Source organism: Gammaproteobacteria bacterium, from assembly GCA_029862005.1.
Lineage (GTDB): Bacteria > Pseudomonadota > Gammaproteobacteria.
In genome coordinates this window covers 16962-32987 of record JAOTYD010000036.1, presented here as the reverse complement: position 1 = coordinate 32987, position 16026 = coordinate 16962, and the positions used below count along the sequence as shown (strand labels likewise).

17 protein-coding genes are annotated in these 16026 nt (G+C 53.2%); 1 reads left to right on the top strand and 16 read right to left on the bottom strand.

Annotated elements, in window-relative coordinates; all coding sequences use genetic code 11:
* From OES20_16425 to OES20_16350, 16 genes are all read right to left on the bottom strand, one after another.
* On the bottom strand, positions 1-1384 hold a 1384-nt coding region (locus tag OES20_16425), incomplete at its 3' end, for a DUF853 domain-containing protein (protein ID MDH3636285.1).
* Between the two features lie 107 nt (positions 1385-1491).
* Complete coding sequence (locus tag OES20_16420) at positions 1492-1791, bottom strand: DUF1840 domain-containing protein (protein MDH3636284.1); 300 nt, start codon at positions 1789-1791, stop codon at positions 1492-1494.
* Positions 1792-1797: 6 nt separating this feature from the next.
* Positions 1798-4437 (bottom strand): aconitate hydratase AcnA, encoded by a 2640-nt coding sequence (acnA, locus tag OES20_16415; GenBank protein MDH3636283.1) that lies wholly within the window; start codon positions 4435-4437, stop codon positions 1798-1800.
* 42 nt (positions 4438-4479) lie between these two features.
* Positions 4480-5385 carry an adenylate/guanylate cyclase domain-containing protein gene (locus OES20_16410; GenBank protein MDH3636282.1) on the bottom strand — a complete coding sequence of 302 codons (906 nt, stop codon included), beginning with the start codon at positions 5383-5385 and terminating at the stop codon, positions 4480-4482.
* A gap of 204 nt (positions 5386-5589) precedes the next feature.
* Entirely contained in the window at positions 5590-6999 is a 1410-nt protein-coding gene (gltX, locus tag OES20_16405; protein MDH3636281.1) for a glutamate--tRNA ligase, read from the bottom strand.
* A gap of 83 nt (positions 7000-7082) precedes the next feature.
* Positions 7083-7727 (bottom strand): TIGR02281 family clan AA aspartic protease, encoded by a 645-nt coding sequence (locus OES20_16400; protein MDH3636280.1) that lies wholly within the window; start codon positions 7725-7727, stop codon positions 7083-7085.
* Between the two features lie 2 nt (positions 7728-7729).
* A complete protein-coding gene (locus OES20_16395) occupies positions 7730-8215 on the bottom strand; it encodes a phosphatidylglycerophosphatase A (GenBank protein MDH3636279.1) in 486 nt (161 codons plus the stop codon).
* Positions 8199-9155 carry a thiamine-phosphate kinase gene (thiL, locus tag OES20_16390; GenBank protein ID MDH3636278.1) on the bottom strand — a complete coding sequence of 319 codons (957 nt, stop codon included), beginning with the start codon at positions 9153-9155 and terminating at the stop codon, positions 8199-8201. Before thiL ends, OES20_16395 begins: the two co-directional genes overlap by 17 nt.
* A 21-nt stretch (positions 9156-9176) precedes the next feature.
* Positions 9177-9620 carry a transcription antitermination factor NusB gene (gene nusB / locus OES20_16385; protein ID MDH3636277.1) on the bottom strand — a complete coding sequence of 148 codons (444 nt, stop codon included), beginning with the start codon at positions 9618-9620 and terminating at the stop codon, positions 9177-9179.
* A gap of 15 nt (positions 9621-9635) precedes the next feature.
* A complete protein-coding gene (ribE, locus tag OES20_16380) occupies positions 9636-10109 on the bottom strand; it encodes a 6,7-dimethyl-8-ribityllumazine synthase (GenBank protein ID MDH3636276.1) in 474 nt (157 codons plus the stop codon).
* Positions 10110-10113: 4 nt separating this feature from the next.
* Positions 10114-11211: a bifunctional 3,4-dihydroxy-2-butanone-4-phosphate synthase/GTP cyclohydrolase II gene (gene ribBA / locus OES20_16375; protein ID MDH3636275.1), complete on the bottom strand. Its 1098-nt coding sequence runs from the start codon at positions 11209-11211 to the stop codon at positions 10114-10116.
* Between the two features lie 16 nt (positions 11212-11227).
* Entirely contained in the window at positions 11228-11893 is a 666-nt protein-coding gene (locus tag OES20_16370; protein MDH3636274.1) for a riboflavin synthase, read from the bottom strand.
* A complete protein-coding gene (locus tag OES20_16365; GenBank protein MDH3636273.1) occupies positions 11893-12465 on the bottom strand; it encodes an MFS transporter in 573 nt (190 codons plus the stop codon). Before OES20_16365 ends, OES20_16370 begins: the two co-directional genes overlap by 1 nt.
* Positions 12466-12468: 3 nt before the next feature.
* Complete coding sequence (gene ribD / locus OES20_16360; protein ID MDH3636272.1) at positions 12469-13584, bottom strand: bifunctional diaminohydroxyphosphoribosylaminopyrimidine deaminase/5-amino-6-(5-phosphoribosylamino)uracil reductase RibD; 1116 nt, start codon at positions 13582-13584, stop codon at positions 12469-12471.
* Between the two features lie 2 nt (positions 13585-13586).
* The gene (gene nrdR, locus OES20_16355; protein MDH3636271.1) at positions 13587-14090 is read right to left on the bottom strand and encodes a transcriptional regulator NrdR; all 504 of its coding nucleotides are present in this window, start codon (positions 14088-14090) and stop codon (positions 13587-13589) included.
* Between the two features lie 11 nt (positions 14091-14101).
* On the bottom strand, positions 14102-15358 hold the full coding sequence (locus tag OES20_16350) for a serine hydroxymethyltransferase (protein MDH3636270.1): 1257 nt from the start codon (positions 15356-15358) through the stop codon (positions 14102-14104).
* 227 nt (positions 15359-15585) lie between these two features.
* On the opposite strand from OES20_16350, the gene OES20_16345 reads away from it, so the two are divergent.
* The gene (locus tag OES20_16345) at positions 15586-16026 is read left to right on the top strand and encodes an iron-sulfur cluster assembly accessory protein (protein MDH3636269.1); all 441 of its coding nucleotides are present in this window, start codon (positions 15586-15588) and stop codon (positions 16024-16026) included.

The following is a 16026-nucleotide window of genomic DNA, read 5'->3' as shown; positions in this document are numbered from 1 at the left end:
GCGATCGGCCGCGCGGTTTCGGTGCGGCATTGACTCGCTTTCGCGGCGGCTTCTTTTCGGCGGCGGCGTTGGCAGCCTCTTCGGCGCGTTTTGCGAGCTTCTCGAATGCAGAATGACGATCGACCGTAGTGGCATATTTTTCCGCAAACGGATTATGTGTCAGAACTTCAGCAACCTCGGCCCTGCTGGCAGCCCCGATTCGGGAAAACGGTGGTTTTACCATGGTTCGTTTTACAGGCGAAGGCGCGCCATTTGCCAGCAGGGTCGAAATCAGCGCCTCCCCGACCCCCATTTCGGTGATCGCATCCTGCACCGAAAAGCTTTTATCACTGCGAAACGTTTGTGCCGCGACCTTGACCACTTTCTGTTCTCTCGGAGTGAACGCACGCAACGCGTGCTGCACGCGGTTTGCCAATTGGGACGATACGGAATCGGGGATGTCACCCGGGCTTTGAGTGATAAAATAAACACCGACCCCCTTGGAACGAATCAGGCGCACCACCTGCTCGATTTTTTCAACCAGCGCCTTTGGCGTACCCTTGAACATCAGGTGCGCTTCGTCAAAAAATAAAACCAGCTTTGGTTTATCGGGATCGCCTACTTCCGGTAAATTCTCAAACAGTTCGGATAACAGCCACAGTAACATTGTCGAGTAAACTGCAGGCTCCTGCATCAGCTTGTCAGCCACCAGTATATTGATAATACCCGCGCCATTGGCATCGACCTGCATCAGGTCGTCCAGGTCGAGCATGGGTTCGCCAAAAAACTTTTTTGCCCCGCTGCGCTCGAGAACCAGCAGGCGCCGCTGGATCGCACCGACCGAGCTCGCGGAGACATTACCATAGACACTACTCAGCTCGGAGGCCGTTTCTGCAACATGGCGCAGCATGGACCGCAAATCCTTAAGATCCAGTAACAGCAGACCATTGTCATCGGCCACGGCAAAGGCAATACTCAAAACCCCGGCCTGGGTGTCGTTCAGATTCATCAATCGCGATAACAACACCGGGCCCATATCCGAAATCGTGGCGCGAATCGGATTGCCCTTTTTGCCGTATATATCCCAGAACACGGTCGGGCATCCACGCCATTGATCGGTGGGCAGTTCCAGGGCCTGCAATCTTTCATTGACCTTGGGATGAGATTTCCCAGCCTGGCTGATGCCCGAAACGTCACCCTTGATATCTGCCAGGAATACCGGCACGCCCTGTTGAGAAAAACTTTCTGCCAGCGCCTGTAAGGTAACGGTCTTGCCGGTGCCGGTTGCACCCGCGATAAGTCCGTGCCGATTGGCGCGTTTTAAGTTCAGATGAACCGGGAAAACCCCGCTCCCGCGGGTTTTATCCTGGGTTGCATAACCCAGCAATATCTCTTTATCCGCCATGATGTCAGCCTTGTTTTGGTTATCGGTTTATACTGCCCGAAATTTGCACCCGGGCGCTATTATAAAATTATTTCCATCAGAATCGCATTCTCTGTGGTGCGAAACAACTACTCCCAGCGAACGTAGGTTTCTTCCTTGACGGCCGCCTGCAGCAATTCTACCAGTGGTACTGCACGCGTGTGCAGGCTGACCGCAGGTTGATCATCATCGGCATCTCCCGCGGGCTCAACCTGTTCCGGTAATTTATCGAGTGCCTGTTTCAGGTTCTGCAGTGCCTGCGGCACATCCTCCACATTGATGGCGCCGGGTACCGAAGTACCGAATGCCATCATTTCGAGCATTTGTCGGCCGATATCACCGAACATCGTGATATTCGCGTAGGCCGTGGTCTTAAACGTAATCAGCATAAGATTTCAGTCCTGATCCTTGTCCAGCACATATTGCAGTATGCCACCCGCCTCGAAATAAGCGACCTCGTCGCGGGTGTCGATGCGACACAGGACATCCACCGCAAGGATACTACCGGTCGCATCGGTAACCGATAATTCCAGGTGCTGCCCGGGCTGTAGACCTTTTTGCATTCCGCTGATGGTGATTTTTTCGGCGCCGGTCAAGTTCAGTTTATTGCGATCGAATCCGTCGATAAACTGCAGCGGTAAGACGCCCATACCGATCAGGTTGGAGCGGTGGATACGCTCGAAACTCTCGGCAACTACCGCCTTAACGCCGAGCAGGCGTGGCCCCTTGGCAGCCCAGTCGCGGCTCGATCCGGTACCGTATTCCTTGCCCGCGACGACCACCATCGGTGTTCCCTGCTGACTATATTTCATGGCCGCATCGTAAATACTCATTTGCTCACGATCCGGCATGTACAGCGTTACTCCACCCTCGACATCAGGCGTCATCTCGTTCCGAATACGGATATTGGCAAAGGTGCCGCGCATCATCAATTCATGGTTGCCACGACGGGATCCATAGGAATTGAAACTGTTCCGATCAACCCCTTGTTCGAGCAAATACCTGCCTGCAGGACTGTCGACCGCAATCGCACCAGCCGGAGATATGTGGTCTGTCGTTATCGAATCACCCAGCAGGGCAAGGATACGGGCATTCACTATCGGCTCCAGTTGCTTACTGTTGTCCAGCTTGAAATATGGTGGATTACGAATATAGGTAGAGGAATCATCCCAGCTATAAGTCAACGCATCGCCCACATCGATATCCTGCCAGTTCCGATCGCCGCTGAACACATCGGCATACTGCTCCCTGAACATGCTTTCACTCACCTTCATCACTTCATCCGCGATCGCCTGGTTGCTCGGCCAGATATCGCGCAAAAACACCGGCTTACCGTCGGCTGACTCGCCGATGGGCTCCGAAGTCAAATCGATGCAGGTACTACCGGCCAGCGCGTAGGCAACAACCAGTGGCGGCGAGGCGAGCCAGTTAGACTTGATACGCTGATGAATGCGACCCTCGAAATTGCGATTACCGGATAAAACACTGGCAACCGTCAGGTCCTTTTCCCTGATCTGGGATTCGATCGCTTCGGGCAAAGGCCCGGAATTTCCAATACAGGTGGTACAACCGTAGCCAACCAGGTTAAAGCCGATCGCGTCCAGATCCTGCTGCAGTCCGGCGGCATTCAGATACTCCGTGACTACTTTGGACCCGGGTGCGAGCGAGGTCTTAACCCAGGGCCGGGTGCTTAGTCCGGCCGCTCTAGCGTTACGTGCCAGCAGTCCAGCGGCCATCATTACCTTGGGGTTTGAGGTATTGGTACAGGAAGTCACCGCGGCAATCACGACGTCGCCATCGAGCAGTTCATCGTCTGAATCTCGGCTGGATGGCGCAGCTGCTCCGATTATGGATTCCGTTGCAGCCTTGATTCCCGAAAGTGACACGCGATCCTGTGGACGCTTGGGTCCGGCCAGCGAGGCTTCGACCGAGGATAGATCGAGAGTCAGACTGCTGCTGAATACGGGATCCGGGCTTTCCGCCTGATACCATAATCCCTGGGCTTTGCAGTAGGCCTCGACCAGCTTCAGATTCGCCTCGTCGCGCGAGGTTAAACGCAAGTAGCGAATGGTCTCCTGGTCAACTGGAAAGAAAGCGCAGGTGGCCCCGTATTCCGGGGACATATTTGCCAGGGTCGCCCGGTCCGCGAGCGGCAATTGTGAGAGTCCATCACCAAAAAACTCGACAAACTTTCCAACCACACCGTGTTCACGCAGCATCTGGGTAACCGTCAATACCAGGTCGGTAGCGGTAATTCCCTCGCGTAATTGGCCGGTGAACTGAAATCCGACAACCTCCGGAATCAGCAGCGATACCGGTTGACCGAGCATGCCGGCCTCGGCTTCGATACCACCTACTCCCCAACCGAGCACGCCGAGGCCATTGATCATTGTGGTATGGGAATCGGTACCGACCAGCGTATCCGGAAATGCGAAATTCCTGCCATCAACCTGTTGCGTCCAGACTGTTTTTGCCAGGTATTCGAGATTTACCTGGTGGCATATTCCCGTGCCCGGCGGGACCACGCGAAAATTATCAAATGCCGTGGCACCCCACTTGAGAAATCGATAGCGTTCGTCGTTGCGTTGCACCTCGAGCGCAACATTATGTGCAAACGCGTCCGGCGTTGCGAATTCGTCCACCATCACCGAGTGGTCGATGATCAGGTCAATCGGAATCTGCGGATTGATACGCTGCGGATCATCGACCGCGGCGTCGCGCATTGCGGCCAGGTCAACCACGGCCGGCACCCCGGTGAGATCCTGCATTAACACCCTGGTTGGTCGGAACGCGATTTCGCGATCCGAGCTGCGCGCGCCGACCCATTCGGCAAAAGCCCTGATATCACCTGCCGCATCTTCCCCGCCCTGCTCAAATCGCAATATATTCTCGAGTAAAATTTTCAGCGAGAATGGTAGCTGGCGAATAGCGGAAAGGTCATCAACGGCGAGTTTCTCGAGGCTGAAGTAGTGGTATTCCTGACCATCGATCTCGAGCGCGGTCAAGGTTTTAAAGCTATCGCTTCCAGGTGTCATAATGAATTTGCTCCGGCATACTGTTGCGGAGATTATATCGCGTTATTCGCAGCGGAAATGAATGATATTTTCGTCGGTGAGATCAACTTTTTTACCGAGACTGATGTGGCCGGAGCCGAATATCGTGAATTCCTCGCGGCGCAGAAATATCTCCTGCCCTTCCGTTGTTCGAATGAAGGTACCATTAGTACTCTGATCCGTGATGATGAACTTGCCACGCCGATGTTCCAGTTTCGAGTGGTGGCGCGAAATCAAATCACCCTTAACGATCAAATCGCAATCCTGACCTCTGCCGAGGACATACGACGTGGTATCGGTTACGATGCTATGAGGCTTGCCTTCGTACTTCAGGACGAGTTGTTTTACCTGATCGTGTCGTGCCGGATTGGTGAAACTGCTAGCCGTTGCCATGTTGGTAATATCACCTTCCTGCTCCCAGGCGTACAGGTATACATCGAGCTGCTCGTTTTTTCCCTTTACCCGCAAGCGGTCAAAAGGGCGCATATTATTTGAAAGTTCCCCACTCTTGACCATGAATGCGATTTCCTGCGTGCACAGGATCTGGCGCGCCTTCGCCATGCTCGAAACCCGGGCCGCTACATTGACGGTGTCGCCAAAAATATCGTCGTTTTCAAGAATGGTACTGCCGTATTGCATACCGATCCTGATCGATACCCCGACGGTTTCCGGTGAACGATCGTCTTCCATGGCTTCCTGTATCGCCTTGGCGGCAAAAACAGCCATATCGATATCGGTAAAATAAACCAGGATTTCGTCGCCGATCGTTTTTACCAACTTGCCGTTGTGGCGGCGTGAGATCGATATCAATGAGTTCAGTGCCTTGGAGATACGTTCTCTTGCCAGGTCGTCGCCCATGTTTTCATACATGGCTGTGCTGCCTGCCACATCGGCAAACATCACCACGCAATTGATCGTTTTTCGGGTCACTGACTCACTTTCCTGCATGATTATCCGGCCGGACCAGCCTGGTTTTGCCGCATTCAGGTAAGCTCCGGAGCGATTTCATCTTAAACTGGCAAATGGTCGCGCCAGATGACTTCTGGAAGCCTCTTTTGCGGCGGGCAGAGTTTAACATGCCCGATCCAGTTGTTCCTTAAGTTTATATAGCATGTTACTGAATAATATGAGGATTCACGGTACAGTATTTGCCGAAATATAGTCAATTGCGCGCTCAATTCGGCTAATACTGCGTTCCTTGCCGAGTAGCTCCACCGTCTGGTCAATGGGTGGCGAAAAAGATCCGCCGGTAACTGCCACGCGCAGGGGCTGACCCACTTTCCCCATGCCGACGCCAAGTGCTTCGGTAATCGACTCTATTACGGCATGTATTGACTGCGCATCCCAGTTTTCGAGTCCGGAAAGTTGATGATGCAACTGTCGCAATGGCTCCAGCGCCTCCTGTTTGAGTACCTTCTGCGCCGCTTTTTGGTCATATTCTGCAAAATCCTGGAAACAGTATAGGATGCTATCGACAAGTTCGTTTATGGTCGATGCCCGCTGGCGGTACAAATCGACGATCGTACTGAAATCGAGACTACTATCATATGCGAGCTCCAGTCGATTGAGCCTTGACTTGACCAGCTCGACTATCTTTTCCAACGATTCGCTTATCAGGTACTGCTGGTTAACCCAGTTGAGTTTTTCCGTGTTAAAGCTTGAAGCCGATTTGTTTAACGCATCAAGGCTGAAATTTTCGATCATTTCCTGTCGCGAAAATATCTCCTGATCACCATGAGACCAACCCAATCGCACCAGGTAGTTCAACATCGCTTCGGGGAGGTAGCCAGACTCGAAATATTCCATCACGCCAACTGCGCCGTGACGTTTTGACAGGCGCTTGCCATCATCACCGAGTATCATCGGCACATGCGCATATTCGGGAATCCTGGCACCCAGGGTACTCAATATGTTTATCTGCCGCGGTGTATTATTCACATGATCGTCACCCCTCAAAACATGGGTGATCTCCATGTCCATATCGTCAACAACGACCGACAGGTTATAGGTGGGGCTGCCGTCACTGCGTGCAATGATCAAATCGTCGAGCTCGGTGTTGTTGACGGTGACCTCGCCTTTTACATGGTCGAAAAAGCTTACCGTGCCCTGTGACGGATTCTTGAATCGAACCACCAACGACTTCTCAGTCCCGGGCTGCAATCCAAGTTCACGGCAACAACCATCGTAACGTGGCTTTTGTTTCGCTGCCATTTGCTGTGCGCGCAAGGCGTCGAGCCGCTCCCTGGAGCATTCGCAATAATAAGCATCCCTTTGCTCGACCAGTTTCTGGATAACTTCGAGATAGCGGTCAAAGCGTTCGGTTTGAAAGTAAGGTCCTTCGTCATAGTCGAGACCCAACCACTCCATGCCATTCAGGATCGCCTGTACCGATTCGGGCGTTGAACGCTCGAGATCGGTATCCTCGATACGCAACACGAATTTGCCACCCATTTTCCTGCTGAATAACCAGCAAAACAGCGCCGTTCGCGCACCGCCAACATGCAACAATCCGGTGGGGCTCGGGGCAAATCGGGTTTTTATCATTACGATCAGACAGGCATTAAGACGCGCGGTATTCTACCGGAATAATACCCTGCGAGCCTGAAAATTTTACGTTATTTAACGTTCTAGAAACGCTGCCTGATCTCGAGCACGGAACCTGCTTTTTGCATCCGGGTATGCTGCAGAAAAGAGTTGCCGAGTAAAACATCGACGGGTTGGTCCCCCGCAATTACCGTCGCATCGACATTGGGCAACCTGATACCACCAATACTCACCGATTCAAGCTTGATCTGAAAGACTGGCACGATAGCAGCAGCAGTTTGCGCGGTACTGCGTATACCTCTGAGATAATCAATTTTGAGACTGCGGGCTTTTCTGCCACTCATGGTGACAAAGGTCGCACCCGTGTCGACCAGAAAGCGTGTTGGTTGTCCATTAATAGCCCCTTTGACGTAATACATCCCCAGCGAATCGGGATATATTTTCATGCTGGAGCGATCAGGTTTCTTAAAGTTTCCCGCGATTGACTGATTCAGGCCAAGTTTTAACCTGTTACCGTCGATGACTACCACCGCTCCTCGCCCGGATGCGGACTCCAATAGTACGCCCTCGAAAGTTTCACCCTTTTTTACGATCTTTTGTTTGTCGCCAACCTGCAATAATGCCTTATCGTAAAACAGCGCGATTACCCTGACTTCGGCATCAGCCGCCAGGGAAAGACCCATGCTCAGTATCAATAAAGCTGCCAGGATAAATTGTGGGAACTTCATGCCTAAACCAGCAGATACAGCGCGAATTGCAGGCAGCCCAGGGCATATAAACCAGCGAGCACATCGTCGAACATTATTCCGAAACCACCTTTCATCTTTTTATCCGCAATTTTCACCGGCCAGGGTTTGACTATATCGAATACTCTAAATAGCACAAAACCGGCCACTATCCACTGCCAGGTAACCGGCACTGCTATCATCGTAATCCAGAAACCGACAAACTCATCCCAGACAATACCCCCATGATCGTGCACTCCTAGCGTGGCACTGGTGTACCGGCACAAGTACATGCCTGCGGCAAATCCAAGCACCACGATTGCCAGGTAATATGGCAAGGCCAGCTGCGCAATTAACAAGTAAAGCGGGATCGCCGCGAGAGTACCGAATGTTCCCGGAGCAACCGGGGCAAGGCCCGAACCAAAACCCAGCGACAACAGGTGTAACGGGTTACGTAACAATTTCGGCGAAATGCTAGCCAAAATGCTGATACCCCTGCGCATCGCCCAATTCGATCAAACTCTCACCTTCTCGCAGGAAAATACCGGACTCGATAATTTCACCGATTACAGTCAGCCGACAAGCCGGATGCTCAAGGTTCCAGTTCTCGATTTCACGCTGGTACCTGGCTGGAAGGCAGCAGCAAATTTCATAATCATCGCCCGCGCCCAACGCATACTGGTAGGCCTGTTGTTGTGCTATCCACGGATTCACCGGAATCGAGTCCCGTGAAATCCTGGCACCACATTGGCTGGCTTTCAACACGTGCGCCAGGTCGCCCTGCAAGCCGTCCGAAATATCGATTGCCGCGGATGCAAACTCCCGCAGGAAAGGAATCAGTTCGAGCCTCGGTTGTGGACGATCTAATGCCTTCAGGCAGCGAGTTTGCAGATCCTGCGGCAAGTCTACCAGGCCTTGTTTAAACGCCAATCCAAGTCCCGCATTACCCAGTTCCCCCGATACCAGGATCAAATCACCGGGTTTCGCGTGCTGGCGGGTAACGTATTGACCGGTCGGTACCACGCCTGCAATTTGAACGGTAATCGACAGCTCCCCGCGGCAGGTATCACCACCAATCAGCGGCAGCTTAAAGTCATCAGCGGTCTGCCGAAGACCACCGGCGAATTCTCTCAACCACTGGGGATCGTTTCGTGGCAAGGTCAGTGACAACAGGAACCAGGCAGGACTTGCGGCCATTGCGGCCAGGTCGCTGAGATTCACCGCAAGCGACTTGTAGGCAATATCGGCAGGGTTGGTGTCGATAGGAAAATGGACGCCTCCCACGAGTGTATCCATGCTGACAACGAGCTGGTGTTCCGGCGCAACCTCGACGACCGCTGCATCATCACCAACTGCCAGCAGCACATCGTCGGCCGAATCTCCGATACCCGTAAAGTACTCTTCAATTATCGCGAATTCGTCGTGCGCCATCGCCGTTGCCGATCCGTATTACTACTGCCTGTCCACTTCGGATTTACGTAATTCTGCACAGAGTGGATCCAGCACACCGTTGACAAATTTGTGACTGTCGTCGGCGCCGTAAACCCTGGCCAGGTTAATCGCTTCATTGATAACAACCTTGTACGGAATTTCGGGGTGATTATCGAGTTCGTAAGTCGCTATGCGCAAGATATTGGTTTCGATAGGATCAATATGGTCCTCGAAATGTTCAACGTATTTGCGATAACAACTGTCGAGCGTATCGACCTGTGGTGGAATCTGGTAAAGCAACTCGAGGAAATAAGCTTCATCGCCGGATGCAATACCCTGTTCTTGTTGATAATGATCTCTTATCCAGTCCAGGTCTTCCCCTGACAACTGCCATTGATACAGGGCTTGTAAAGCTTTATCGCGGGCATGCTTCCGTTTCTTGATAAACCGCGCCTTGTCATTCACCGGAATTCCAGCTTCTTACTTGATTTTTCGTATCAGGCTGATCATTTCCATCGCGCTCATAGCCGCATCGGCACCCTTGTTCCCCGCCTTGGTACCGGCGCGCTCGATCGCCTGTTCGATCGTATCAGTCGTCAGCACGCCATTAATCACGGGCAGCGAATGCGCCAGTGCCAACGACGCCAGAGCCTTGGCACTTTCTCCCGCGACAATATCGAAATGCGGGGTGGCGCCTCGAATTACCGCGCCCAGGGCAATGACCGCATCATGCTTGCCGCCAGCCGCATATTTTTGTACCAGTAATGGGATCTCTAGGGCGCCGGGCACGTGGCTTACGGTAATGTCCCCGGCGTCGATACCCGCACGCTGCAGGGTATCCAGCGCGGCGCTTAACAGGCTCTCGACGATGAAGCCGTTAAATCTCCCGACAACAATTGCGATTTTCGCCTCGCTGACGACCAGGTCTCCATCGATCTTGTTGAATTCCGCCATATTGCTAACCTTCATCCGAATAATAATCGACTACTTCCAGGCCGAATCCGGCCAGGCCGTGGAACACCTTGGGAGCACTCAACAAACTCATCTTGCGCACCCCGAGATCGGCCAGTATCTGGGCCCCGATGCCGTAAGTTCGCTGATCGTCAACCCGGTCCTCGGAACCGTGGCCCTGAATCATCGACTCGATAACATTTACCATGTCCTTGGGTGTTTCCGGTTGGCGCAGGAATACAATAACGCCCGTACCGGCCTTGCTGATCGTCTTCATTACGTCATGCAGTGGCCAACCTCGCCCCTTGATGCCTGCCAGCGAATCGGTCAATGTGTTTTGCACGTGCACCCTCACCGGAATTGGCTTTTCCGGGTCAATCCTGCCCATGACCAGCGCCAGGTGCAGTTCCTGCGCGGTACTGTCTTCGAAAGCGTAGAGTTTGAATTCGCCGTAATCGGTTTCAAAACGCGATTCGACAATACGTTCGACGGTATGTTCATTTTCGATACGGTAACGGATCAGGTCCTCGATAGTGCCGATTTTCAGGTTGTGCTTCATCGCAAATTTTTCCAGATCCTTACGCCTTGCCATCGAGCCATCATCGTTCAGGATTTCGACAATTACGGCAGCAGGTTCAAATCCCGCGAGTCGGGCCAGGTCACAGCCCGCTTCGGTGTGGCCTGCCCTGAACAGCACCCCACCCTTGCGTGCCATCACCGGGAATACATGTCCCGGCTGCACAATGCCTCCCGGCGTCGCATCTGGCTTAATCGCGGCCTGGATAGTGGTGGCGCGGTCGGCAGCTGAAATTCCAGTGGTAACCCCCTCCGCGGCTTCAATCGAAACCGTGAAATTTGTTTCCAGGTTTTCGCGGTTGTCTCCTACCATCAACGGCAGGCGTAACTGCTTGCAACGCTGTTCGGATAGCGTTAGACAAATCAATCCACGACCGTACTTGGCCATGAAATTGATGCTCTCAGCCGTCACCGCTGCAGCAGCCATCAGAATATCGCCTTCATTTTCCCGGTCTTCATCGTCCATGATAATGACCATTTTTCCGGCCTTGATATCGTCGATGATTTCCTGGGTCGAATTCAATTCCATATCTAAGTTAACTGGCTTATTCATGATTGATAAATCCTGATTTTATCAGGGTTTCGAGTATCTGTTGGTCTTTAACTGTACTCGCATCGGCCCGTCCCTGCAGTAAGCGTTCCAGATAGCGTGCAATTATATCGACCTCGACGTTTACCCGGGAGCCGTCCTGATAGTATTGAAAAACAGTTTTCTGCTGGGTGTGCGGCACAATATTGACATCAAACTGGTTACCATCGACGTTATTGACGGTCAGGCTGGTGCCGTCAATCGTCACCGAACCTTTGGTGGCGATATAGTGCTGGATCGCCGGTTCCACTTCAAAGCGGTAGCGAGTCGAGCGCGCGTCGGCCTGCATTTCTATCAGGGTTGCAAGCCCGTCCACGTGTCCACTGACGAGGTGACCACCCAACGCTGTGTTCAGCGTGAGCGCCGTTTCAAGATTGACAGGGCTGCCCACCGAGATTTGACCCAAACTGGTCTTACTCATGGTTTCTGCCGAAACATCGGCCATGAAAGTCTGACCATGAAATGCTATCGCGGTTAGACAAACACCATTCACCGCGATGCTGTCGCCGAGTCGCGTGTGCGACAAATCGAGCTCGCCGCAAGCGATGCCAAGTCGAATATCACCACCCCGGGATTCACTGTGCTCGACGGTGCCGATCGTTTCAATAATCCCGGTAAACATCAATCGAGCTCCAGACTGTAGATCGTCATGGGCAAAGCGCTGGCGTTATCAAAACAGGCACCCGCCTCTATTCCAGCACGCGCAACATCGACCGCATTATCGAGCAAATCGTAGGCCGCCTGCATCGCTCCTAATGCAAATTCAGCACCCGAGCCAACCGCCCAGAAACGCGTGTACTGGTCGACCTCGCGCAACGAGTAAAGCCCGAAAATTCCGTTCTTGTTAATGATTAACGCGTCTACCCGGGACGACTCGTAAGCATCATCATCTTCATCTTTACTAATGAGAAAATATTCAGCCTTCAAAATGGGATGTATCTGGCGCATTGATTCAAATATGCTGAAGCGATCCGAGAAATCGATTTTATCAGCATGTTTATTGAGCAGGTTACCCATGACCAGGTGATGAGCCGCACTCCCGACGATGCCAATATAGTTTTGATCGGCAAACCCGATGATCTTGTCGTAGTCGGTGACAAAGTCGGCCGCCTGCCGGGTATCGCCAAAGCTGGTCAGGCTGTCGGCAGCAATGCAGGCCACGTTATTCTTGGATACGGCGACGATGGTAGACACAATTTATTCCTGGTTAACGCTCAAGGTTAAACGAAGATCATCGCCGATCTGGCGAATATCGCGAATTAGACAGGATTTACGCTGTTCCATAGCGGTGAACTCGCCGATCTCGAAACCGCCTCGAGCCTGGCTGCCCAGCAGATGCGGTGCGAGGTACAACACGACCTGGTCTGCAAGTTGCTGGCTCAACAAAGCGCCTGCAAGACGCTGTCCGCACTCGGTATGGACTTCGTTAATCCCACGTTTCGCCAGGTCCTGCATCATTGCCTGCAGACTAATATGCCCTGATTCCTCGGCTTCTGGTTCGATGACCTTCGCGCCCCGATCACTCAACATCTGTTTTTTCTCTTTATCCTGGCTGAGCGTGTAAATCCAGATTTCCCCCGGGGTTGAAAAGATCTTTTCACTACCGCTCAGGCGCAACCTCGAATCGACAATTGTGCGCACCGGGTGGCGGACTTCGAAAATCTGCTTCAAGTCCTGCTTTGACAGTCGCAGGTTAAGCGCTGGATCGTCCTCGAGCACGGTCTGGGCGCTGCTGAGAATCACGGATGCGCGCGCACGCTGCAGTTGTACATCGCGTCGGGCCGGTTTTGCAGTTATCCATTGGCTGATCCCGTTTTTCAGCGCGCTGCGACCGTCGAGTGAACAGGCCATTTTCACGCTGACAAACGGCAAACCCTGCTCCATGCGTTTTACGAATCCACGATTGAGTTCACGCGCCTCCGCCTCGAGCACGTCGGTTATAACCTCAATCCCGTTGCCACGCAGTTTTTCCAGTCCCTGACCACCGACCTGCGGATTGGGATCCAGCATCGCAACAATCACCCGCGCCGGTTTGGCTTCAATCAGGGCATCAACGCAGGGCGGTGTTTTGCCATGATGCGAACAGGGTTCGAGGGTAATGTAAAAATCAGCCCCGACCGGTATTTCTGCCGAATTGAGCGCATTGACTTCTGCGTGGGGACCACCGGTGTAGCCATGCCAGCCCGCCGCGAGCATTTTTCCATCAGCGACGATGACACAACCTACGCGTGGATTAGGCGGTGTCGAATAAAATCCCTTGCGTGCCTGGCGCAAGGCTTCCGCCATCCAGTAGTGGTGAGACTGCACAGCCACCGTCAGTCATCCTCATCAATGAGTGGAACCTGTCTGCGGTGCATTTCCGGGGTAGGCTCGGCCGCAAGCGCCTCGATGGCTTCTTCGAATGCCTGTATGTCTTCGAAACTCAGGTAGACCGATGCGAACCGGATATAAGCGACCTGGTCTAGCCGCTGCAATTCGCGCATCACCATCTCGCCGATCTCCCGCGACGAGATCTCGCGTGCCTCGAGACCCACCAGCTGGCGCTTGATATGGTTTATCGCATCCTCGATCTGTTCTGCTGAAACGGGGCGTTTTTCGAGTGCGCGCAACATGCCACTGCGCAACCTGACTTCGTCAAAGGTGTCACGACTGCCATCGTTTTTAATCACCATCGGCATGTTCAGCAAGGGTGATTCATAGGTCGTGAATCGGGTTTCGCAGGAAACGCACTCCCGCCTGCGGCGCACCTGGGTAGATTCCGACGCCAGGCGGGAATCGACCACGCGGGTGTCAGGCGTGCCGCAGAAAGGACATTTCATCGCTTAGCGGATCAATTCCTGTAAACCGGCAGGCGCGCACAGATTTCGGTGACCTTGGTGCGAACTGTCGCTATCAGGTCTTCGTTATCCATATCTTCGAGCACGTCGCTGATCCAATTCGCCAGGTCCCGGGAATCCTGCTCGTTGAAGCCACGCGTGGTAATCGCCGGCGAACCGATACGCAGACCCGAGGTAACAAACGGCGATTGCGGATCGTTGGGCACCGAGTTTTTGTTAACGGTGATGTGCGCCTTGCTCAATGCCGCGTCAGCATCTTTGCCGGTCAAGCCCTTGTTGATCAACGACAGCAGGAACAGGTGATTGTCAGTACCCCCTGAAACCACGTCGAAGCCGCGCTTGACAAACTCCTCGGCCATCGCGTTGGCATTCACCACGACCTGCTTTTGATATTCGACGAAATCATCGCTCATGGCTTCCTTGAAAGCGACCGCCTTGGCCGCGATGACATGCATCAGCGGACCGCCCTGGGTGCCCGGGAAAACCATTGAATTCAATTTCTTTTCGATTTCCTCGTTGGCCCTGGCGAGAATGATTCCACCGCGCGGCCCACGCAGTGTTTTATGCGTGGTGCTGGTACAGACGTCGGCAATTTGAACCGGACTCGGGTAAACTCCGGCCGCGACCAGGCCGGCAACATGTGCCATGTCGACGAACAGGTATGCGCCAACCGAATCCGCAATATCCCGAAAACGCTGCCAGTCCACAACCCGGGAGTAAGCCGAAAAACCCGCGATAATCATCTTCGGCTTGTGTTCCTGCGCCAAAGCTTCGACCTGGTCATAATCAATTTCACCCGTTGCGTTGTTCAGACCGTACTGAACGGCGTTGAACAATTTGCCGGAGAAGTTAACCTTGGCGCCATGGGTCAGGTGCCCACCATCAGACAGACTCATTCCCAGTATCGTGTCACCGGCATTCAGCAACGCAAAATACACGGCCGCATTGGCCTGCGATCCTGAGTGCGGCTGAACATTGGCATAGTCGGCATCAAAAAGTTTCTTGACTCTTTCGAGGGCCAGCGCTTCAGCCACGTCAACGAACTCGCAGCCACCGTAGTAGCGCTTGGACGGATAGCCCTCGGCATACTTATTGGTCAATACCGACCCCTGGGCCTGCATGACCCGCGGACTGGTATAGTTTTCCGACGCGATCAATTCGATATGATCTTCCTGGCGCTTTTCTTCGGCCTGCATTGACGCCCATAGATCCGGATCGAAATCGGCAATATTCATGGATTTTGAGAACATCGGGTATTCCTCGAGAGAAAAAGAAGGCGATAATACGAAAAAGTCCCGCAAGTATCACTAAAAATCACGACAGAAAGGCAGGTTATAGCGGCATCAGACCTTGTATTTCGGCCCTTGAGACCTATATATCGTCGAGCATCGACGCTAAATCACGTTTGCGTAAAAACGTGTCGAACTTCAGTTTTCATGTGTATAATTCCGACGATCAAGCAAGCAGGTAAATGTTCATGGAAAATGTAGGGATCTATAGGCCACCGCAGAAAGCCAAGCCGGCTGCTAGTGGTGGCTCTGGTGTTTTTCAGCCCAGCCTGACGGTCAGTGACCTCGAGGTCACCCAGGCCGCACAGGATAAGTTGCACGAAATCATCTCCCAGACCGACGAGGACGTCTCGGCGATTCGAATTTATATCAGCGGTGGTGGCTGTGGTGGCATGTCATACGGCATGACCTTTACCGACGAGCAAAGTGATTTTGATACCACCTTGCAGTTCGACGGATTCAAGGTACTCGTAGACGTCGTCGCGCTGAATTATCTCAAGGGCGCCCAGATTGATTACGTCCAGGAAGTTGGCCGCGAGCGATTCGTTTTCAACAACGTATTTGCGGAAACCGGCGGTTCCGGAGTTTGCGGTGGTTGTGGCGCGGCTGGCGGTGGCGGCTACGGCTAA

Bases quoted from the DNA above. Each gene is read 5' to 3' on its own strand.
- OES20_16400 (MDH3636280.1), bottom strand. From the start codon at position 7,727: ATGAAGTTCCCACAATTTATCCTGGCAGCTTTATTGATACTGAGCATG.
- OES20_16370 (MDH3636274.1), bottom strand. From the start codon at position 11,893: ATGTTTACCGGGATTATTGAAACGATCGGCACCGTCGAGCACAGTGAA.
- OES20_16350 (MDH3636270.1), bottom strand. From the start codon at position 15,358: ATGTTCTCAAAATCCATGAATATTGCCGATTTCGATCCGGATCTATGG.
- gltX (MDH3636281.1), bottom strand. From the start codon at position 6,999: ATGATAAAAACCCGATTTGCCCCGAGCCCCACCGGATTGTTGCATGTT.
- ribE (MDH3636276.1), bottom strand. From the start codon at position 10,109: ATGGCGGAATTCAACAAGATCGATGGAGACCTGGTCGTCAGCGAGGCG.
- OES20_16420 (MDH3636284.1), bottom strand. From the start codon at position 1,791: ATGCTGATTACGTTTAAGACCACGGCCTACGCGAATATCACGATGTTC.
- acnA (MDH3636283.1), bottom strand. From the start codon at position 4,437: ATGACACCTGGAAGCGATAGCTTTAAAACCTTGACCGCGCTCGAGATC.
- thiL (MDH3636278.1), bottom strand. From the start codon at position 9,155: ATGGCGCACGACGAATTCGCGATAATTGAAGAGTACTTTACGGGTATC.
- nrdR (MDH3636271.1), bottom strand. From the start codon at position 14,090: ATGAAATGTCCTTTCTGCGGCACGCCTGACACCCGCGTGGTCGATTCC.
- OES20_16345 (MDH3636269.1), top strand. From the start codon at position 15,586: ATGGAAAATGTAGGGATCTATAGGCCACCGCAGAAAGCCAAGCCGGCT.
- ribBA (MDH3636275.1), bottom strand. From the start codon at position 11,211: ATGGAATTGAATTCGACCCAGGAAATCATCGACGATATCAAGGCCGGA.